The 19,050-nt window shown below is 72.3% G+C and carries 22 protein-coding genes; 13 read left to right on the forward strand and 9 right to left on the reverse strand.

Features of this window, described 5'->3' with window-relative positions; all coding sequences use genetic code 11:
- Nucleotide 1: 1 nt before the first annotated feature.
- Genes AW274_RS35810 through def form a run of 4 tightly spaced genes read right to left on the reverse strand, consistent with a single transcriptional unit; the run spans nt 2 to nt 2,379 of the window.
- Nucleotides 2-424 carry a nitroreductase/quinone reductase family protein gene (locus AW274_RS35810; protein ID WP_062442700.1) on the reverse strand — a complete coding sequence of 141 codons (423 nt, stop codon included), beginning with the start codon at nt 422-424 and terminating at the stop codon, nt 2-4.
- Nucleotides 425-453: 29 nt separating this feature from the next.
- Complete coding sequence (locus tag AW274_RS35815; RefSeq protein ID WP_062442704.1) at nt 454-1,278, reverse strand: patatin-like phospholipase family protein; 825 nt, start codon at nt 1,276-1,278, stop codon at nt 454-456.
- Nucleotides 1,279-1,306: 28 nt separating this feature from the next.
- Nucleotides 1,307-1,873 carry a class I SAM-dependent methyltransferase gene (locus AW274_RS42470; RefSeq protein ID WP_062442707.1) on the reverse strand — a complete coding sequence of 189 codons (567 nt, stop codon included), beginning with the start codon at nt 1,871-1,873 and terminating at the stop codon, nt 1,307-1,309.
- On the reverse strand, nt 1,870-2,379 hold the full coding sequence (gene def / locus AW274_RS42475) for a peptide deformylase (RefSeq protein WP_369408693.1): 510 nt from the start codon (nt 2,377-2,379) through the stop codon (nt 1,870-1,872). Before def ends, AW274_RS42470 begins: the two co-directional genes overlap by 4 nt.
- A gap of 142 nt (nt 2,380-2,521) precedes the next feature.
- On the opposite strand from def, the gene AW274_RS35830 reads away from it, so the two are divergent.
- Nucleotides 2,522-5,251, forward strand: a complete 2,730-nt coding sequence (locus AW274_RS35830) for a cellulose-binding domain-containing protein (protein ID WP_062442715.1) — start codon at nt 2,522-2,524, stop codon at nt 5,249-5,251.
- A 62-nt stretch (nt 5,252-5,313) separates the two neighbouring features.
- Here the strand turns inward: AW274_RS35830 and AW274_RS35835 are convergent, their stop codons facing one another.
- Nucleotides 5,314-6,213, reverse strand: coding sequence for a CU044_5270 family protein (locus AW274_RS35835; protein ID WP_062442718.1), 900 nt, complete (start codon nt 6,211-6,213; stop codon nt 5,314-5,316).
- Nucleotides 6,206-6,778, reverse strand: a complete 573-nt coding sequence (locus AW274_RS35840; protein WP_062442721.1) for an RNA polymerase sigma factor — start codon at nt 6,776-6,778, stop codon at nt 6,206-6,208. The genes AW274_RS35835 and AW274_RS35840 overlap by 8 nt, the downstream gene beginning before the upstream one ends.
- A 201-nt stretch (nt 6,779-6,979) precedes the next feature.
- Here AW274_RS35840 and AW274_RS35845 point away from each other — a divergent pair, with 201 nt between their 5' ends.
- A complete protein-coding gene (locus tag AW274_RS35845; protein WP_157520915.1) occupies nt 6,980-7,426 on the forward strand; it encodes a TIGR02611 family protein in 447 nt (148 codons plus the stop codon).
- On the opposite strand, the gene AW274_RS35850 is transcribed toward AW274_RS35845, so the two are convergent.
- Nucleotides 7,412-8,587, reverse strand: a complete 1,176-nt coding sequence (locus AW274_RS35850; protein ID WP_062442727.1) for a M20 metallopeptidase family protein — start codon at nt 8,585-8,587, stop codon at nt 7,412-7,414. The genes AW274_RS35845 and AW274_RS35850 overlap by 15 nt on opposite strands.
- Before the next feature lie 113 nt (nt 8,588-8,700).
- On the opposite strand from AW274_RS35850, the gene AW274_RS35855 reads away from it, so the two are divergent.
- Entirely contained in the window at nt 8,701-9,216 is a 516-nt protein-coding gene (locus tag AW274_RS35855; RefSeq protein ID WP_062442730.1) for a hypothetical protein, read from the forward strand.
- On the opposite strand, the gene AW274_RS35860 is transcribed toward AW274_RS35855, so the two are convergent.
- Nucleotides 9,173-10,024 (reverse strand): beta-keto acid cleavage family enzyme, encoded by an 852-nt coding sequence (locus AW274_RS35860; RefSeq protein ID WP_062442733.1) that lies wholly within the window; start codon nt 10,022-10,024, stop codon nt 9,173-9,175. The genes AW274_RS35855 and AW274_RS35860 overlap by 44 nt on opposite strands.
- A gap of 70 nt (nt 10,025-10,094) precedes the next feature.
- Between AW274_RS35860 and kdd the strand changes: the two genes are divergently transcribed.
- The 10 genes from kdd to AW274_RS35910 all read left to right on the forward strand — a co-directional run bounded on the left by kdd (nt 10,095) and on the right by AW274_RS35910 (nt 18,436).
- On the forward strand, nt 10,095-11,147 hold the full coding sequence (kdd, locus tag AW274_RS35865) for an L-erythro-3,5-diaminohexanoate dehydrogenase (RefSeq protein ID WP_232320651.1): 1,053 nt from the start codon (nt 10,095-10,097) through the stop codon (nt 11,145-11,147).
- Nucleotides 11,144-12,643, forward strand: a complete 1,500-nt coding sequence (kamD, locus tag AW274_RS35870; RefSeq protein WP_062442738.1) for a lysine 5,6-aminomutase subunit alpha — start codon at nt 11,144-11,146, stop codon at nt 12,641-12,643. The genes kdd and kamD overlap by 4 nt, the downstream gene beginning before the upstream one ends.
- A gap of 11 nt (nt 12,644-12,654) precedes the next feature.
- Entirely contained in the window at nt 12,655-13,404 is a 750-nt protein-coding gene (kamE, locus tag AW274_RS35875) for a lysine 5,6-aminomutase subunit beta (RefSeq protein ID WP_198169568.1), read from the forward strand.
- On the forward strand, nt 13,401-13,769 hold the full coding sequence (gene kal, locus AW274_RS35880; protein WP_062442743.1) for a 3-aminobutyryl-CoA ammonia lyase: 369 nt from the start codon (nt 13,401-13,403) through the stop codon (nt 13,767-13,769). The genes kamE and kal overlap by 4 nt, the downstream gene beginning before the upstream one ends.
- A 34-nt stretch (nt 13,770-13,803) precedes the next feature.
- Nucleotides 13,804-14,244: a MarR family winged helix-turn-helix transcriptional regulator gene (locus AW274_RS35885; RefSeq protein ID WP_062442746.1), complete on the forward strand. Its 441-nt coding sequence runs from the start codon at nt 13,804-13,806 to the stop codon at nt 14,242-14,244.
- Between the two features lie 74 nt (nt 14,245-14,318).
- Nucleotides 14,319-15,008 carry a nitroreductase gene (locus tag AW274_RS35890; protein WP_062442869.1) on the forward strand — a complete coding sequence of 230 codons (690 nt, stop codon included), beginning with the start codon at nt 14,319-14,321 and terminating at the stop codon, nt 15,006-15,008.
- A gap of 11 nt (nt 15,009-15,019) precedes the next feature.
- Entirely contained in the window at nt 15,020-15,889 is an 870-nt protein-coding gene (locus tag AW274_RS35895) for a patatin-like phospholipase family protein (protein WP_063813869.1), read from the forward strand.
- On the forward strand, nt 15,886-17,082 hold the full coding sequence (locus AW274_RS35900; RefSeq protein WP_062442749.1) for a macrolide family glycosyltransferase: 1,197 nt from the start codon (nt 15,886-15,888) through the stop codon (nt 17,080-17,082). Before AW274_RS35895 ends, AW274_RS35900 begins: the two co-directional genes overlap by 4 nt.
- A complete protein-coding gene (locus AW274_RS35905) occupies nt 17,061-17,516 on the forward strand; it encodes a hypothetical protein (protein ID WP_062442750.1) in 456 nt (151 codons plus the stop codon). Before AW274_RS35900 ends, AW274_RS35905 begins: the two co-directional genes overlap by 22 nt.
- Nucleotides 17,513-18,436, forward strand: a complete 924-nt coding sequence (locus tag AW274_RS35910) for a hypothetical protein (RefSeq protein ID WP_062442753.1) — start codon at nt 17,513-17,515, stop codon at nt 18,434-18,436. The genes AW274_RS35905 and AW274_RS35910 overlap by 4 nt, the downstream gene beginning before the upstream one ends.
- Here the strand turns inward: AW274_RS35910 and AW274_RS35915 are convergent.
- On the reverse strand, nt 18,420-19,025 hold the full coding sequence (locus tag AW274_RS35915) for an SHOCT domain-containing protein (protein WP_062442756.1): 606 nt from the start codon (nt 19,023-19,025) through the stop codon (nt 18,420-18,422). The two genes, AW274_RS35910 and AW274_RS35915, sit on opposite strands and share 17 nt — an antisense overlap.
- Nucleotides 19,026-19,050 lie beyond the last annotated feature (25 nt).

Consider the following 19,050-nt stretch of genomic DNA (forward strand, 5'->3'; position numbering starts at 1 on the left):
TTCAGGTACGTTCGAGTGCCACCACCGGGATCCGGCGGCCGGCCGCCTTCTCGTGTTCGCCGAAGAACGGGAAGTTCTTCTTGATCTCCGACCACACCGCGTCGTACTCCGCGCCCTCCGTGGGCCGGGCCTCGGCGATGTAGACCTGGTCGCCGACCTCGACGGTGACCTCCGGGGTCTTCAGCAGGTTCCGGTACCACTCCGGGTCCTCCGGGGCGCCGGCCGCCGAGGCCATGACCAGCAGGTGGTCGCCCTCGATGACGTACATCATCGGGGTCGTGTGGGGGCGGCCGGTGACGCGGCCGCGGGTGGTGAGGATCAGCAGGGCGCGGCCCTCGAAGGGGCCGCCGCCCTTGTGGGCGCGGAACTCCTCGATCGTCTTGCGGTTGATCTCACGGATGTCGCCGTCGGCGGGGTTGCTCATGCGCCCCATACTTGCCGGAAAAGCGGCTCTCAGTCCCAGATCTCGGCGACCCGCGTGGCGACCGCGGGCGCCTGGGCGAGGCCGGCCTTGAAGGCGGGCGCCCACAGGCCCGGGTCGAGCACGTTGTCGCCGAACACGGCCTTGGCCGCGGCGTCGGGGCCGATCGAGACGGTGCGCGACGCGCCCGTCTTCTCCAGTTCCCGCGCCAACCGCTCGGGCGGGACCATGCCGGTGAGCGGTTCGAGCACGACGACCGCGTCGGCGCCCCTGGCCAGGTCGGCGTTGGTGCCGCTGCGCACGCCGCCGTCCATGTAGCGGGCGCCGTTGATCTCGACCGGCGGGTAGACGCACGGGACGGCGCAACTGGAGGCGACCGCGAGGGCGAGCTCGACGCCCGATTGGCCGGTCCAGACGACGAACTGGCCGGTGGCGGCGTCGACGGCGGTGACCTGGAGGTCGCGGTCGGGCCAGACCTTCACCGGCAGCCGGTCGCCGACCGACTCGATGCGGGCCATGCCGTCGACGACGGGCAGCGCCAGGGCCAGCTCGCCGACCCTCCTGCGCGCCTCCTTCGGCTCGACGTGCGGGTCGAAGAGGATCGCGAACGCCTGCATGACCGGGGCCATGTCGACCACCGGGCGCGGTCCGTGGTCGGAGGTCGACTGGCGGGCGACGGCCTTCTCCAGGTCGGCGCCGGTGGCGATGAGGGTGCCGACGACCGATCCGGCGGACGTGCCGATGATCGTGTCGGCGGCCCCGAGGTCGACGCCCTCACGGCGCAGACCGGTGACAATCCCTGCTTCCCAGGCGATTCCGGCGATGCCCCCGCCGCCCAGGACCAATGCTCTCGTCATGTACCGAATTATGTTCTATCGGAGCCGGCTATGGGAGGGCGACCACGGCGTATCTCTCGTCGTGGATCGGGCCGCCCCACAGGGTCGGGTCGGTGAGGGGCTCGACGGTGACGTCTCCGGCCAGCGGGCCGACCATGCTCAGCACCTGGGCGGCGGTCAGCCCGGCGCCGGTGGACCAGCGGCCCTCGATCAGGACCAGCCGCCCGCCGGGACGCAGCGCGGCCGCCCAGCGGCGCAGGACCGCGGCGGGGTCGTCGAAGACCCACAGCAGGTGGCGGCAGAGCACCACGTCGAAGCGGCCGGGCGGGTCGGCGGCGTCGCCGACCGTGATCTCCGGGGTGAAACCGGCCCCGGCGAGCTTGCGGCGGGCCAGCCCGGCCATCTCCGCCGACCGGTCGACGCCGACCGGGCGGTGGCCCTGCTCGGCGGCCAGGAGCGTCAGGGAGCCGGTGCCGCAGCCGGCGTCGAACACGTCGGACGGCGCGGCGGGGAGCCAGGCGGCCAGGCGGGCGGCCCACGCCGCTCTCACCGACGGGTCGCGCAGCCCGTGGTCGGGCTGGTCGTCGAAGGCGGCGGCCGCGTCGTCCCAGTTCACGGCTGCTGGAGCTGGCGGAACTCCGTCATGACGGCTTCGCGGGCCTCCGGCGTCAGGTGGTCGATGTAGAGGATGCCGTTCAGGTGGTCGGTCTCGTGCTGGAAGCAGCGGGCCAGGACGCCCGTGCCGACCACGCTGATCGGCTCGCCCGTGAGGTCGAAGCCGTGGACGGTCGCCACGTTGGGGCGGCCCAGGGCGGCGCGCGGGCCGGGGACCGACAGGCAGCCCTCGCCGCCGACGTCGAACTCCTGCTCGTCGGCGGGCGGCAGTTCCAGCGTGGGGTTGACGACCACGCCCTTCTGGAAGACCTCGTCGGCGTCGGGGCAGTCGTAGACGAAGACGCGCAGGTCGACGCCGATCTGGTTGGCGGCCAGGCCGACGCCTTCGGCGGCGTACATGCTCTCGAACATGTCGTCGGCCAGGGCGGCGAGCTCGTCGTCGAACTTCTCGACCGGGCGGCACGGGGTGTGCAGGACGGGTGTGCCGACGATCGTGATGGGTCTCATGTGGTCCATTGTCGCAGCGGTCTCCACCTGAGATAGTTGGTTTGGTAATCAAACCAAGTTCCATGCACGCGCTGGGCGGACGGTCAGGGTCCCCACCTGATCGTGCATGGCCGGTTATCCATTCACGGAGGAGAAACCGTCCATGCGAAGAAAGATCGTCAGCCTGCTCGCGATCGTCGCCCTGGTGGTGGTCGCGGCGGTGGTGCGGATGGCGCCGGCGGGGGCGGTCGCCTCCGATCCGTACACGTACAAGAACGTGCGGATCGACGGCGGCGGGTTCGTGCCGGGCATCGTGTTCAACCAGACCGAGCGGAACCTGATCTACGCCCGGACCGACATCGGCGGCATGTACCGCTGGGACCAGTCGGGATCCTCGTGGAAGCCGCTGCTCGACTGGGTCGGCTTCACCAACTGGGGCTACAACGGGGTCGACAGCATCGCCACCGACCCGGTGCAGACCAACCGCGTCTACGCGGCCGTCGGCATGTACACCAACTCGTGGGACCCGAACAACGGCGCGATCCTGCGGTCGACGGACAAGGGCGACTCGTGGGCGGTCACCCCGCTGCCGTTCAAGATGGGCGGCAACATGCCCGGCCGGGGCATGGGGGAGCGGCTCGCGATCGACCCCAACCGCAACTCCGTGCTCTACCTGGGCGCGCCGATGGGCAACGGCCTGTGGCGCAGCACCGACTACGGCGCGACCTGGGCCAAGGTGACCGCCTTCCCGAACGCCGGCAACTACAGCGACGACCCCAGTGACCCCAACGGCTACACCAGCCACCAGCCCGGCGTCGTCTGGGTCACCTTCGACAAGCGCACCGGCAGCTCCGGCAACGCCACCCAGACGATCTACGTCGGCGTCGCCGACAAGAACAACACCGTCTACCGGACGACCAACGGCGGTTCCACCTGGGAGCGGCTGCCCGGCACCCCGACCGGCTACATCGCCCACAAGGGCGTGCTCGACCACGTCAACGGCTACCTCTACCTCGCCACCTCCGACACCGCCGGGCCCTACTCGGGCGCGAAGGGCGACGTCTGGCGCTACGCCACCGCGACCGGCGCCTGGACGCAGATCTCGCCGATCCCGTCGAGCAGCGGCGACGCCTACTTCGGCTACTCGGGCCTGACGATCGACCGGAGCAACCCGGGCACGATCATGGTCGCCACGCAGATCTCCTGGTGGCCCGACGTGATCTTCTGGCGGTCGACCAACTCGGGGGCCACCTGGACGCGGATCTGGGACTACACCTCGTACCCGAACCGTAGTTTCCGCTACAAGATGGACATCAGCTCCGCGCCGTGGCTCAGCTGGGGAGCCAACCCGCAACCCCCCGAGGTCACGCCCAAGCTGGGCTGGATGACCGAGTCGATGGAGATCGACCCCTTCGACGGCAACCGCTTCATGTACGGCACGGGCGCCACCATCTACGGATCGACCGACCTGAAACTGTGGGACAGCGGCGGGCAGCTCACCATCAAGCCGATGGTCAAGGGCCTGGAGGAGACGGCCGTCCTCGACCTGGTCAGCCCGCCCACCGGCAGCGCCCCGCTGATCTCCGGCCTGGGCGACGTCGGCGGCTTCCGGCACACCAACCTCGACGCCGTGCCGCCGATGATGTTCCTGCAGCCCAACTTCGTCTCGACGACCTCCCTCGACTACGCCGAGCTGAACCCCTCGACGATGGTCAGGGTCGGCAACTTCACCGAGTCCGACAGGCCGGGCGACAACCACGTCGCCTTCTCCACCGACGGCGGCGCCAACTGGTTCCAGGGTTCGGAGCCCGGCGGCATCAACAACGGCGGCACGGTCGCGGCGGCGGCCGACGGCAGCCGGTTCGTCTGGGCCCCCGCCGACAGCGGGGCCTCGGTCGTCTACTCGGTCGGGTACGGCAACTCGTGGGCGACCTCCAGCGGGGTCCCGTCGGGCGCCCGGATCGAATCCGACCGGGTGAACCCGTCGAAGTTCTACGCCTTCAGCAACGGCCGTTTCTACGTCTCCACCAACGGCGGCCAGACCTTCACCGCCTCCAGCGCCTCCGGCCTGCCGACGTCGGCGCGCTTCAAGGCGGTGCCGGGACGCGAGGGCGACATCTGGCTGGCCGGCGGCTCGGGCCTGTGGCGGTCGACCAACTCCGGGACGTCGTTCACGAAGCTCTCCAACGTGGAGGAGTCGGACAACGTCGGCTTCGGCAAGGCGGCCCCCGGGCAGTCGTACATGGCGATCTTCACGATCGCCAGGATCGACGGCGTGCGCGGCGTCTTCCGCTCCGACGACGCGGGCGCGTCGTGGGTGCGCATCAACGACGACCAGCACCAGTACGGCAACATCGGCGAGGCCATCACGGGCGACCCCCGGATCTGGGGCCGCGTCTACCTGGGCACCAACGGCAGAGGCATCCTGTACGCCGACCGCACCGGCGCCACCCCGTCGCCCTCGCCCTCCCCGTCGCCCTCCCCGTCACCTTCGCCTTCGCCCAGTCCTTCTCCGTCGCCCTCGCCCTCGCCTTCGCCGAGTCCGTCGCCGTCGCCCAGCCCGAGCCCGTCTCCGTCTCCCAGCACGGGTAAGGCCTGCGCGGCGACGTACACGATCACGAACTTCTGGCCCGGCGGGTTCGGCGCGAACGTGACCGTCAGGAACAGCGGGACCAGCGCGATCACCGGCTGGACCGTGCGCTGGACCTGGGCCAACGGGCAGACCGTCAGCCAGCTCTGGAACGGCGTGCACTCCGCCAGCGGCGCGCAGCAGACGGTGACGAACATGAACTACAACGGCAACCTGAGCCCGAACGGCACGACCTCGTTCGGCTTCAACGCCAGTCAGTCGGGCACCAACCCGGTCCCGGCCCTCACCTGCACCCCCGCCTGATCCGGAACGACGGCCACCGGCCAGGATGAACGATCATCCTGGCCGGTCCGAGTGCCGGGACGTCACTCGGCGGTGGGCGGAACCACCTCGGGAAGGTCGTCGGTCCACTCGGCGGTGGCGATGTCGATCTTGTAGTCGGGCGAGGTGACGATGCTGCGCAGCAGGCCCGTCTCCGGGTCGACGACCAGCGTGTACGACGAGTCCCCGGCGTCCACGGTCACCCCGTGGCCGCCGTCGACGTCGCCGGTGTTCGACACGATCGGCAGCCCCGCGATGGCCCGCAGCACGCCAGCCCTGACCTGCGGCGGGATCGGCACGTCATAGAGCAGGTAGGACATCGAGAGGGCCACGTAGCCGTCTTCGCCGATCCGGGGCGGCTCGCCCTTCAGGCCCTCGCGCATGCCCTTCAGCGCCAGTTCCTTCAGCGCCGCGGGGTCGGTCGGGAGCTCCTGGAGCTCCTGGTAGGTGAACGACTGGTCGAACGCCCAGAAGTCGCCGGACTTCGGGTTGTCCATGGCCTTGCCGTCGGGGGTGCCGCCGAACAGGTGCCCGTCGGACCGGCGGTACCACCACTCGGCCCGCCACGTCTCGTCCTCGCGGCCCTTCAGGATCTTGCCGGTTCCGGGGTGCTCGATGACGACGTGCCAGTACTTCCCGGGCTCCTCGGCGGCCCGCTGGGCGGTGTCGGCCGCGGCGAGCAGGATCTGCCGGCCGGTGAGCTGGACCGGCGTGCTCGCGGCGGGCCGCGCCCCGATGGGGGCCGGCTGCGGGGTGGCCGAGGGCAGCAGGGTGATCACCGCGGCGGCCGACGCGCCGAGGGCGAACACCCCCGCGGCCAGCAGGCCGCGCCTCCGGGGGGCGGGCCGGCGGGCGGCGTTCATGAGCCGGTGCCGGCCCTCGTCGACGGTGTCCTGCGAGGGGTCCTTGGCCAGCGCGACGCGCAGGGACTCAAGGTCATCCATGGAACGACTCCTTGCCGATCAGTTTGCGAAGCTTCGTGCGCGCCCGGCTCAGGCGGGAGCCGACCGTGCCGTAGGAGATGCCGAGCGCCTCGGCGACCTCCTCATGGGAGAGCTGGGCCAGGGCCACGAGGAGCAGCACGTCGCGTTCCCCCCGGTTCAGCGACGCCAGCGCCCGCACCAGGTCGGCGTGCAGCCGTCCGGCGGCGACGGAGGCGAGCACGCGGGTCTCGTGGCTCTCGGTGTCGGGCTCGGCCCCCGTACGGGCCAGCGCCTGGTAGTGCCGTGCCTCCTTGCGCCGGTGGCGGGCGACCAGGTTGGTCGCGATCCCGAACAACCAGGGCCGCAGGGCCCCGCGTTCGGGTTCGAACCTGGCCCGCAGGCGGAAGGCGGTGAGGAAGGTCTCCGCCGCGACGTCGTCGGCTGCGGATTCGCCGAGCCGTCCGGCCACATAGCGGTAGACGTCTCGGAAGTAGTGGTCGTAGACGCGGGTGAACGCCTCCGGATCCCGCCGGAATCCGGCGACGAGCTCGGCGTCTCCCACCTGCTCGCCGATATCGGCCGTCATGGGTGCCCCCCGGGCGGTGCGGTCATCTGACATCTGCACTCCGCCGCAGGCGCGAATCGCTTTCCCGCATTCTCAGAGGACCATCCTTGGGGCGGATCACGACATGTCGGTATGCGACCAAGGGATCAGGGCGAATGGTCCATCTGGCTGAAAGTCTGCTGCAAGACCTCTGGTTATGCTGGCCGTGGGGGTGACACCTATATGGCTATGGCCGGGCCCACCGATCCCGACGTCGATCCGAAGACGCCGGTCGCGGTGGACAACAGTGGAATAAGGGGACGGCTCGACCGTTTCCGCGCGACCCGCACGGGCGCTCTGACCCTGAAGATCGTGATCGGCACGATCGGCGGGGCCATGGTGATCGGCGGGCTCATCATGGTGCCGTTCCCGGGACCGGGATGGCTGGTCGTGTTCGCCGGGCTGGCCCTGCTGGCGACCGAGTTCAGCTGGGCCCACCGGGTGCTGGAGTTCGCCAAGCGTTACGTCACCATCGCGACCGACTGGCTGAAGCGGCAGAACTGGGCGGTGCGCATCATCGCCGGGGTCCTGACCTTCGCGGTGGCCTTCGCGATCGTGTGGGGCTGCCTGAAGCTGACGCTCGGCTTCGACATGGTCGAATACGGGCTGAACTTCCTAAACCTGAAGTAGGCGCCGCTCCGCGAGGGCGGCCAGCACGCGTGACCCGTCGGCCAGCACCGAGTCGTCGAACTCGGTCTCGGGGGAGTGGTTGGTCGCACAGGTCGCCGGGTCGGCCCCCTTCGCGTGGGCGCCCAGCACCAGGAACGCGCCCGGCACCTCGTCGAGGACGAACGAGAAGTCCTCCGACCCGGTGGCCGGGCGCGGCATCGTCAGGTAGCGGTCGGCGCCGACGATCTCCGGCACCACCTCTCCGGCGAAGGCCGCCTCGGCGGCGTCGTTCACCGTGACCGGGTAGCCGATCCCGAACGAGCACTCGGCGCGCAGCCCGTGGGCCTCGGCGACGCCGGTCGCCAGCCGGACCACCCCTTCTTTGACCTTCGCCCTGGTCTCGGCGGAGAAGGCCCGGATCGTGGCCTGGAACCAGGCGTCGTCGGGGATCACGTTGTCGGCCGTGCCGGCGTGGAACTGGCCGACGGTGATCACCACCGGGTCGAACACGTCGAAGGCCCGGGTCGTGTACGTCTGCAGCTGGCTCACGATCTCGCAGGCCACCTGGACCGGGTCGAGTGCCCGGTGGGGCGTGGAGCCGTGGCCGCCCCGCCCGCGCACGGTCACGTTGAAGGTGTCGGCGGCGGCCAGGATCGGGCCGGGTTTGGTGACGAACCAGCCGCTCGGCACGATCGCCGAGAAGACGTGCAGGCCGTAGGCGGCTTTGACGCGGGTGCCCGAGGCGTCCAGCACCCCTTCGTCGATCATCAGTTTGGCGCCCTCGTGGCCCTCCTCGCCGGGCTGGAACATGAAGACGACGTCGCCCGCCAGGTGGTCGCGGCGTTCCGACAGCAGGCGGGCGGCCCCGACGAGCATGGCGGTGTGCAGGTCGTGGCCGCAGGCGTGCATCGCGCCGTCGACCGCCGAGCGGAAGTCGACCGGCACCCGCTCCTGGATCGGGAGGGCGTCCATGTCGGCCCGCAGCAGCACGCTGCCGCCCTCGCTCCGCCCGCCGCGCAGCACGGCGGTGACGGAGGTGAGCCGCTCGCCGGTGGTGACCTCCAGGGGCAGCCCGTCGAGGGCGGCCAGCACCTTCTCCTGCGTACGCGGCAGATCGAGGCCGATTTCGGGGTCCCGGTGGATGGATCGACGGAGTTGTGCAAGCTCGTCCTGAAAGGTCATGCCTCATCCTCGGCCGGGTGCGGATCGTCTTCAACGCGGCGCGCCTTTTCGCCCGCGTTCCGTCACCGCCTGCGATTCTTGGTGACGTCCTGTCACCGTCGCCGGGAGGAATCATGATCGTTCCGCTCGTTCTCACCGCGTTGCTCTCGGGCGGTGTCTCCATCACCATCGAGAACGGCGTGACCGAGTTGTCGGGCCGGGTGGAGTACACGGTCCAGGTGGTCAACCGGGAGCCCCGGCCGGTCCAGGCCGACGTGCGGATCGCGTTCCCGCCGGGCCTGACCCAGCTGCGGGCCGAGGGGGCGACCCTGTCGGCGGCCCACGCCGGGTGGGAGGCGCTGCTGCCGACCGGCACGAGCACCTTCCGGCTGAGCGGCCAGGCCGACGGCGGCCGGCCGACCGACGCCGTCGCCGCGACCGCCTGCGTCTACCTCGACAACCCCACGCGGCCCGAGGTGTGCGCGAGCGACATCGACACCATCGGGGTCAAGGGCGACTGGAGCGTGCTCGGCGTGGTGGCGCTGCTGATGGCGCTGACCGGGGGCGCGGGCGCGGCCTACCTGCTGATGCGGACGCGGCGTACCGTCACGGAGCTGGCGGCGCCGAACCGGGAGCCGGAGCGGGTCTGACGCCCAGGAAGGCGCGGGCCTCGGCGGTGGTCATCGGGGGCCGCTGGGCCAGCCGGGCCGCCTCGGCCGCGCGGGCGACGAGCTCCTCGTTGCCGTGCACCGGGCGGCCCTTGGCGTAGGTGAGGGTGTCCTCCATGCCGACCCGCAGGTGGCCGCCCCCGGCGAGGGCGGCGAACATCACCGGGAGGCAGGCGCGGCCGATGCCGGTCGCCGACCACGTCGCTTCGGCCGGCAGCTGGGCGACGGCGGCGGCGACCGTGCGCAGGTCGCCGGTGAACCCGCCGGGCACGCCCATCACCAGGTCGCAGTGGATCCGGCCGCCCGCGGGCGGGCCGTAGCGGTCGAGCAGGCGGTTCATGGTGGCGACGTGGCCGAGGTCGAACAGCTCGAACTCCGGCACGACGCCCTTCACCTGGGTCTCCCGGTAGAGCTCGGCGACGAAGCCCCACGGGTTCATGAAGACGTCGTCGCCGAAGTTCACGGTGCCGCAGGTGAGGGAGCAGGCGTCGGGGGCGGCGTCCAGGACCTTCAGCCGGTCCTCGTAGGGGTCGTGCACCGACCCGCCGGTCGAGAGCTGGACGACCAGGTCGGTCTCCCGGAGCGCGGCGACCGTCTCCCTGAGCAGCCCCAGGTCGAGCGTGGGCCGGGCCGCCGCGTCCCTGATGTGGACGTGGACCACCGCCGCGCCCGCCGCCTCGCAGGCGCTCGCCGTGGCGACCAGTTCGGCGAGGGTCACCGGCAGGGCGGGCACGTCGGCCTTGGCCGATTCCGCGCCGGTCGGGGCGACGGTGATGAGGGTGCTGGACATACCCGGATATTGCCCCCTTGTTCCGGGGCGGGACAAGATGCTTTCCTGAGTCGAGACTCAGGGAAGGGTGGTGGGACCATTGCCGACGGCCTCTCCGATCGGGCTGCACCGGGTGTTGTCGCCACCGGGCGTGCTGCCCCAGGCGGCCCGGCGGCTCGACGCCTCGCCGGGCCTGTGGCCGGGGGAGACCCGGCTCCGGGTCGAACGGCTCAACCTCGACGCGGCGTCGTACCGGCAACTGCACGACAAGCACCACGGCGACGGCGCGGCGGTGCGCGGCGAGGTGCTGGAGATCATCCGAACCCGCGGCAAGATGCACAACCCGGTCACCGGGTCGGGCGGCATGCTGGTCGGCGTGGCCGAGGAGGGCCCGGCCTTCCCGGCCGGCACCCGGGTCGCCACCCTGGTCTCCCTGACGCTGACCCCGCTGGTCATCACCTCGACGACCTGGGACGGCCTCTCGGAGCAGATCCCGTGCGACGGCCACGCGATCCTGTTCGAGCGGTCGGTCGCGGCGGAACTGCCCGGCGACCTGCCCGTTCCGTTGGCACTCGCGGTCATGGACGTCTGCGGCGCACCCGCGCTGACCGACCGCGTTGTCCGGAAATATCGGGACAGTGAGGTGGGTGCCGGTGGGGCATCCGAGCCAGCCGAGGGCGTTGTCCGGAAATATCGGGACCCTGTGGTGGCGGTGCTCGGGGCGGCCGGGAAGAGCGGGTCGCTCTCGCTGGCCGCCGCGCGCCGGGCCGGGGCGCGCACGATCGGGGTGGTGCTCGACGAGCGGGAGGCCGCCACCGTCAAGGGGCTGGCCGACGAGGTGGTGGTCGCCGACGCCCGCGACGCCGTGGCCCTGTCGGAGCTGGGCGCCGACGTCACGGTCGTGTGCGTGGACGTCCCGGGGTGCGAGCACGCCGCGATCCTGGCCACCCGTGACGGCGGGACGGTGGTCTTCTTCTCGATGGCGACCTCGTTCCCCGCCGCCGCGCTGGGCGCCGAAGGGCTCGGGGCCGACGTCACGATGCTGATCGGCAACGGCTACGCCCCCGGCCACGCCGAACTGGCGCTGCGGCTGCTGCGCGAGGAGCCGGGTGTGCGGGCCGCGTTCGAGGAGCGGCTGCGATGAAGCTCGGGCTCGACCCCGCCGTGGTGCGCAGGGCGCGCGAGCTGGCCGCCCGCGCCGCCGAGCCGGTCATCGAGATGGCCCGCACGCACACGACCGTCTCCGTCGAACGGGCCGTGCTCCGGCTGGCGGGCGTCACCGGCGCCGACGCCGACGGCATCCCGTGGGTCAACCGGATCGTGGACGCCGTCCGCGACCAGGTCGGCCTCGAACACGGCGTCGCGCTGCCGTTCTTCGCCTCCGAGAACTGGCGCTCCATGAAGTTCGCGCTGCCGGCCGGGACCGAACGGGACCTGGCCCTCATGCGGGCCCGCGAGGCGGTCGGGGCGGGCGTCGCCCGGATCGACCGCAACCGCGCCGACCGCGACCGGCTGCTCGCCCGGCACGGCGACCCGGAGAAGCCGTGGATCTACCTGATCGTCGCGACCGGCGACATCCACGAGGACATCCCGCAGGCCCAGGCCGCCGCCCGCGAGGGCGCCGACGTCATCGCGGTCATCCGCTCGACCGGGCAGTCGCTGCTCGACTACGTGCCGGAGGGCGCGACCCGCCAGGGGTACGCCGGGACGTACGCGACCCAGGAGAACTTCCGCCTCATGCGGGCCGCCCTCGACGAGGTGTCGGCGGAACTGGGCCGCTACGTGCGGCTGACGAACTACGCCAGCGGCCTGTGCATGCCCGAGATCGCCGCGCTGGCCGGGCTCGAACGGCTCGACATGATGCTGAACGACTGCATGTACGGCATCATCTTCCGCGACATCAACCCGCGCCGGACCTTCGTCGACCAGCGCTTCTCCCGCCAGATCCACGCGCGGGCCGGGATCGTCATCAACACCGGCGAGGACAACTACCTCACCACGGCCGACGCGATCGACGCCGCCCACACCGTGGTCGCCTCGCAACTGCTCAACGAGCGCTTCGGCCACGAGGCGGGCCTGGCCGACGCCCAGCTCGGCCTCGGCCACGCCTTCGAGATCAATCCGCGGATCCCCGACTCGTTCCGCCTGGAGCTGGCGCACGCCCAGCTGGTGCGCGAGCTCTTCCCGGCCGCGCCGCTGAAGTACATGCCGCCGACCAAGCACATGACCGGCAACATCTTCGCCGGGTACCTGCTCGACGCGTTCTTCAACCTGGCCGGGGTGATGACCGGCCAGTCGATCATCCTGATCGGCATGATGACCGAGGGCATCCACACCCCCTGGCTCTCCGACCGCGACCTCGCGCTGGAGAACGTCCGGTACGTCCGCCGCGCGGCCGGGGACCTGTCGGAGGACTTCACCCCCGGGCCCTTCATCCGCGAGCGCGCCGCGCGGGTGCTCTCGGAGACCGTCGACCTGCTGCACCGGGTCGCCGACGACGGCCTGCTCGACGCCATCGCCGACGGCGTCTTCGGGGTGACCAGACGGCCCGCCGACGGCGGCCGGGGCCTCGACGGCGTCGTCGAGAAGGCGGCCGGCTACGTGAACCCCGCGACCGAGATCCTGGAGGCGGCCCCGTGACCGTCGAGACGATGAAACAGATCATCCGCCCCTACGGCGACACGACCGGCGACGCGATGATCCAGGTCAGCTTCACCCTGCCGGTCCCGCACGGCCCCCGTGCCGAGCTGGCCGCGCTCCAGCTCGCCGGGAAGATGGGCCTCGACCCGGCGAGCGTCGTGCACAGCAAGGCGATGGGCCCCGACTTCACCTTCTTCATCGTGTACGGCAAGGCGACGCACCTGATCGACTACGCGGGCATCGAGGCCCCCGAGGGCAGGGAGTTCGAGCTGCTGACCCCGGCCCAGGTCAACGCGGCGGTGAAGGCAGGGCTCGGCCGGCGGCTGGTCGTCGTCGGGGCGTGCATCGGCACCGACGCCCACACGGTCGGCATCGACGCGATCCTCAACGTGAAGGGGTTCGCGGGGGAGAAGGGCCTGGAGTACTACCGGGAGATCGAGGTCCACAACCTGGGCGCCCAGGTGGCCGTCCCCGATCTCGTGGCGCGGGCGAAGGCGGTGGACGCCGACGCGGTGCTCGTCTCCCAGGTGGTGACCCAGAAGAGCGCGCACATCCACAACACCAAGCAGATGGCCGCCGCCTTCGCCGAGGAGTACCCGACCTCCCTGACCGGCGGCCTCGGCCGCCCGCTGCTGATCGTGGGCGGCCCGCGCTTCGACACGGTGACCCCGTCGGACCTGGGCGTCGACCGGATCTTCGGCAAGGGCACCACCCCGGGTGAGGTGGCGAGCTATCTCGTCCACGCGCTGGTGCGGGAATGAGGGTCACCCACCGGCGCTACGTGCCGGCCTCGCACGCCCACTACGGCGGGTCGCTGGTCGACGGCGCCTACGTGCTGGGCCTGTTCGGCGACGTGGCGACCGAGGTGTGCGTGCGGATGGACGGCGACGAGGGGCTGTTCGCGTCCTACCAGGACGTGCAGTTCCGGGCCCCGGTGATCGCGGGCGACGTGATCGAGGTGACGGCGGAGGTGACCCGCGTGGGCACCCGCAGCAGGACGCTGGCGTTCGAGGCCCGGGTGGTCTGCCGGGCCCGGCCCGATCGGTCGCCGTCGGCGAGCGAGGTGCTCGACCCGCCCCTCGTGGTCACCACGGCGGTCGGCACGGTCGTGGTGCCCGCGAAATAGTATCGAACGAGAATGTCTCGGTTAATATCATTTCATGAGTACTGAGCATCCCTCGTCCGGTCCGTTCGCCCTCGGCCTGCTGCTGCGGCAGGCCCACTGGCGCGCGGTCACGGTGATGTCCGAGGCCTTCCGGCCCCTCGGCATCGAGTTGCGGCACTTCGCCGTGCTGGTCGTGCTGGTCGAGCAGGGCGCCACCGTGCAGCGCGACCTGGCGGCGGCGACCGGGTCGGACAAGGCCGGGATCATGCGGGTCGTCGACGACCTGGAGCGTATGGGGCTGGCCGTGCGCAAGGCGGTGCCGGGAGACCGGCGGGTGCGGGCCGTGGAGATCACCGAGAAGGGGGTCGAGCTCTTCGGCGCGGCCCAGGCGGCGGCGGAGCCGCTGGCTGAACGGCTGGTCGCCGGCCTGGGGCCCGGCGAGGCCGAGCGGCTGACGGACCTGCTGACCCGGGTGGCGTATCCCACACCAGATTAGTATCGATCGATACCATCACATGTGATACCGTCGTATATGTAACGAATCGGATACGCGGTGGGCGAGGTGTGATCATGAACGTCTACGAGGCGGTCACCAGCAGGCGGGCGGTGCGGGGATTCACCGGCCGGCCGGTCCGCAGAGAGGTGCTGGAGCGGGTCCTGGCCGCCGCGGCCTGGTCGCCCTCGGGGTCGAACCTCCAGCCGTGGCACGTCTACGTGCTGACCGGCGCGCCCCTGGCCGAGCTCAAGCGGCGCGCGGGCGAACGCGTGGCCTCGGGCGACCCCTGGGACGAACGCGAATACCCGATGTACCCGCCCGAGCTGAAGTCGCCCTACCGCGAGCGCCGGTCGGCCTTCGGCCGGGAGCGCTACGGCGCGCTCGGCGTCGGCCGCGACGACTGGGAGGCGCGCCAGCGGGCCGCCGCCGCCAACTGGCAGTGCTTCGGCGCGCCCGCCGCCCTGTTCTGCTACATCGACGGCGACATGGGCCCGCCGCAGTGGGCCGACGTGGGCATGTACCTGCAGACCGTCATGCTGCTGCTGCGCGAGGAGGGCCTGCACAGCTGCCCGCAGATGGCCTGGTCGGTCTACCGCTCGACCGTCGCCGAGGTCCTGAAGCCCCCTGAGGGGCTGGTCCTCTTCTGCGGCCTGTCGATCGGCTACGAGGACGTCACGGTGAAGCACCCCCGCACGGGCCGCGCACCGCTCGGCGAGACGGTCACGTTCGTCGGGGATCCGGCACGACGGCTACAGGCGGCGTGAGAGGACGGATCATGAAGGTCACCTACGGCCTGCGCGGCCTGCCGCGCCCGGTGGCGGTCGCGGTGGGCGGCGGGGGCGTGCTCGGGGCCGCCCAGGTCGGCATCGGCTACGCGCTGGAGCAGCGGGGCTTCGTCCCCGACCTGATCGTCGGGACGTCGGTGGGCGCGCTCAACGGCGCGATCGCCGCCGCCCACCCCGGCCACGCCGCGCCCTGGCTCCATCGGGTGTGGACGCGGGCCCGGCGCCGCACCGTCTTCCCCTTCGGCTACCTGACCTCACGGGCCAGCGTCTTCGCCGACAGCGGCCTGCGCGGCCTGATCGCCGCCGCCGGGCTGCCGGCGCTGATCGAGGAGCTCCGGGTGCCGTTCACCGCCGTCGCCATGGACCTGGCCACTGGAGCGCAGATCCCGCTCGACCACGGCGACCTCGAATCGGCGCTGCTGGCCAGCGCCGCGATCCCGGGGGTGCTGCCCCCGGTCGACCGCGACGGCCTGACCCTCGTCGACGGCGGGGTCGTCGCCTACCTCCCGGTGCTGGCGGCCCTGCGCGCGGGCGCGGCCAGCGTGGTCGTGCTCTCGGCCGGACCGGCGAGCGTGCCGCAGCGCCCGGCCGGTCCGCCGCGCCGGGCCGGCGCGGTCGCCGCCCGCGCGGGGTTGTTGTTGTGGCAGCACCAGATCGAGCGCGACCTCCGCGAGGCGGCCGGCCACGTCCCGACCGTCGTGCTCCCGACCGGCATCGACTCCTGGCCCGCGCCGTGGGACTTCGGCCACGCCCAGCGGCTGATCGACACCGCCGCCCGCACGGCGGGCCGCTTCCTCGACGGGCTGCGCGTCGGCGGGCCCGGTCTCTACGGCGCGGTCAGGATGGAGGTCGGCCGATGAGCACCGTCGCGTTCGTCAACCTCGCCATGCACGGGCACGTCAACCCGACGCTGCCGCTGGCGGCCGAGCTGGTCCGGCGGGGCCATTCGGTCGGCTACCACACCGCGCCCGCGTTCGCCGGGAGCGTCGCGGCCACCGGCGCGCGGGTGTTCCTCTACACCGGGGGCGACCGGCCGCTGCCCGGCCCGCCGATGCCGCTCACGATGCTCGACGGGCTCGCCCGCACCACCGCCGACCTGCTGCCCTCGGTGCTCGCCGACCTGCGGGAACTGCGGCCCGACCTGGTCGTGCACGGCGCGGCCTGCCCGTGGGGGGCGGTCGCGGCCCGCGAACTCGGGGTGCCGGCGGCGGCGCTGTTCACCACGTTCGCCTTCGACCGGCGTACGCCCAGCCCGACCCGCGCTTCGTGGGACCTGCTGGCGCAGGCGGCGGCCCGGCCCGCGAACGCCGGGAGCTACCTGCGGTCGCGGTGGCGGCTGCGCCGTCGCGGTCTGCCGCTGCTCGACCTGGCCGACGTGCGCGAGCCGCTCAACCTGGTCTTCACCTCACGCGCGTTCCAGCCCGGCGCCGACGCCTTCGACGGCTCCTACCGGTTCGTCGGCCCGAGCCTGGGCGCGCGCCCGGCCGACCCGTCGTTCCGCGCCGGCCTGCTGCGCCCGCCGGTGCTGTACGCCTCGCTCGGCACCGTGTTCGACGGCGGACCCCGGCTGCTGCGCACCTTCGCCGACGCGCTCGCGCCGCTCGGCGGCACCGTCGTCGTCGCCACCGGGGCCACCGATCCGGCCGCGCTGGAGCCGCTGCCGGGCAACGTGCTCGCCCGCCGGTTCGTGCCGCAACCGGAGGTGCTGGCCCGCGCCGCGCTGTTCGTCACCCACGGCGGGATGAACAGCGTGAACGAGGCCATGTACGCCGGGGTGCCGATGCTGGTCGTCCCGCAGGGCGCCGACCAGCCGCTGGTGGCCCGCCGGGTCGCCGAGCTCGGGGCGGGCCTGTCGATCGACCCGGCCGGCGTCACCGAGGAGGCCGTGCGCGCCCTCGCCCGGCGGCTGCTGCGCGAGCCCTCCTTCCGGGCCGCGGCGGCCACGCTGCGCCTCGCCCAGCACGAGGCCGGCGGCTACGCGCGCGCGGCCGACGAACTCGAGCACCACCTGAGCCGGGGGAGCGCCGACGCATGTCGCCTGTCGTCGTCGTGATGCTGCTGCTCGCCGGGTTGTCGGAGGCCGCCGGGCGGCTGCTGCCCGTGGTCGCCCGGCGGCCGGGCCATTCGCGGTCGCACGCGGTGCTGCTGCTGGCCTCCGGCGCGGTCGTCGAGGGCACCGCGTTCGCGTTGTGGCCGCTGACCGCGTGGACCCTCGCCGGGCTGGTGCGGCCGGCCCCGGCGGCCGACGTCGCCGCGCTCACCTGGACGCCCGGCCTGCTCGCGCCCCTGCTGCTGGCCGCCGTGCTGGCGTTCCCGCTGCTCGGGCCGGTGCTGCACCTGCTGCTCTTCGTGAAGGTCGGGCTCGACCTCGTCGGCCCGCTCGCCGCCGCGACGGGGCTGGGGTGGTGGGCCGCCACGGGCTGCGTCGCGGTCGCCGGAGCCGGGCTGGGCGTCGCCATCGAGGCGGTCAGGCGGGTGGTCGCGTGATCGAGTTCCCGGTGTTCCTGCTGGTGCTCGGCCCGGTGCTGCTCGCCGAGGCGCTGCTCGCCCGCTACGAGGTGCTGGCCTACACCGCCGGGTGGCGCACCCCCGCCACCGCGTTGCCCCACGGCATGCCGTACGCCCGGGGCGCCGACCCCGGCCGCCCGCCGGCCGCCTACCTGGTCTACCTCGACGGCATCGGCAAACGCCGTTTCCGCGACACCCGCGACGGCGGCCAGCTGGTCAAGGCGATTCTCGACGGGGCGCCGGAACTGCGGGTGCTGGGCCAGGTGCAGCCCTACTCGCCGCTGGCCGACCCGCTCGCCGACCGGCCCGCGTGGGACTGGATCCGCCACCACGCCGGGCTCCTGCTGTTCCTGCACAACGTCATGCAGATCTTCGTGGCGGCCGACCGGCGGTACCGTCCGCTCTACAACGGCGCGGTGGGCGGGCAGATCGCCGAACAGCTGCGCCTGGCCGGCTACCGGCCCGGCGACGGCACGCCCGTGGTGCTGCTCGGCTACAGCGGCGGCGCGCAGGTCGCCACCGGCGCGGTCGGGGAGCTGCGGGCGCGGCTCGGCGTCCCGATCCTGGTGATCACCATCGGCGGGTTCCACAACGGCGCCAACGACCTCACCCACGCCTGCCGCCTGCACCGGCTCACCAGCGCCGCCGACGTCATCGAGCGCGTCTCCGGCTGGATCTTCCCCCAGCGCTGGCGGCTGCTGCGCCGCAGCGGCTGGAACCGGGCGGTGCGCGCCGGGAAGGTCACCGTGCACCGGCTCGACCCGGCCACCCACATGGGGCGGCGCAGCTACATCAGCTCGGCGGTACGGCTGCCCGACGGCCGCACCCATCTGGCCCGCACCGCCGACCTGGTGATCGCGCTGATCCGCGTACACGCGGGGACTAGCGCCCCTCCATGACGTCGGACTTCAGCCGGTGGAACTCCTCGTCGGAGATGGCGCCCGACTGCCGCAGCCCGTCGAGCTGGGTCAGCCGCTGGATGACCGCGTCGGCGCCCGTCGCCAGCGGCGGCACCGGGCCGACCCGCATGCGGTGGGCCACCGTCTTGAGGTCGTCCAGGATCAGCGGCTTGCCCGGACGGTCGGTGCTGTAGGCGACCGTCAGCCGGGTGCCCGGCGGCACCGGCCACAGGGTCGACTGCCGCAGCTCCATGCCCGGCACGTCGGGCACGTGCCCGATCAGCCGGTACATGAGCTGGTTGTTGACCCGCACGCCGGTCGGCACCACGTCGGTGACCACGGCCTCGGCGCGCAGGCCGTTCTCGCGCAGCTCGCGTTCGCGCGCGTCGGCACGCCGCCACGCCGTGATGGTGAGCGCGAGCGCCACGACGACGGCGAGCGAGAGCGTTCCAAAGACGAGGGACAGGGTGAGGTTGACCTGCGCGCCGCTGTTCGTCCACAGGACATACATGAAGACCGCCAGGGGCAGGCTCCAGATCAGCTGGAGCCCGACCGACAGACCGATCCAGACACGTGCACCTTTGGGCATGTGCCGCACATTACCTCGGCAAGCA

This window comes from Herbidospora daliensis (assembly GCF_001570585.1).
GTDB classification, from domain to species: domain Bacteria; phylum Actinomycetota; class Actinomycetes; order Streptosporangiales; family Streptosporangiaceae; genus Herbidospora; species Herbidospora daliensis.